1 protein-coding gene is annotated in these 397 nt (G+C 55.4%); it reads left to right on the top strand.

Annotated elements, in window-relative coordinates; translation table 11 throughout:
- A partial coding sequence (locus tag JIG40_RS12045) for a phage tail sheath C-terminal domain-containing protein (RefSeq protein ID WP_280514080.1) occupies window positions 1-397 on the top strand: 397 nt, incomplete at both ends.

Here is a 397-nt window from a genome sequence, read left to right as displayed (position 1 = left end):
GGAATGGGCACGTACGTCGTCACCTCCACCAAAGAAGTGCAGGTGGAACGCGCGGTCACCGCCTACACCGAAAACGCATCAGGCATCGCCGACAACAGCTACCTCGACATCATGACGCCGGCCACGGCGATGTATTTTCGTCAGAAACAACGCTCGCGCATCTTAAGCAAATACGCCCGTTTCAAAGTGGCCAAAGACGGCACCCGCTTTGCTCCGGGACAGGCGATTGTCACGCCCAGCATGTTCAAAACCGAGCTGCTGGCGCTGTACAAAGAGCTGGAATACAACGGCATCGTGCAGGACTTCGACGGCTACAAGAAATCGCTCATTGTTGAGCTCGATGACACCAACAAGCAGCGGATCAACTATCAGGACTCACCGCAGTTCGTGAACGGAT

This window comes from Vibrio sp. bablab_jr001, assembly GCF_016464285.1.
In the GTDB taxonomy this organism is placed as follows: Bacteria; Pseudomonadota; Gammaproteobacteria; order Enterobacterales; family Vibrionaceae; genus Vibrio; species Vibrio fluvialis.
Note: the sequence above shows the minus strand (reverse complement) of the source record. Positions and strands in the feature narration are given on the sequence as shown.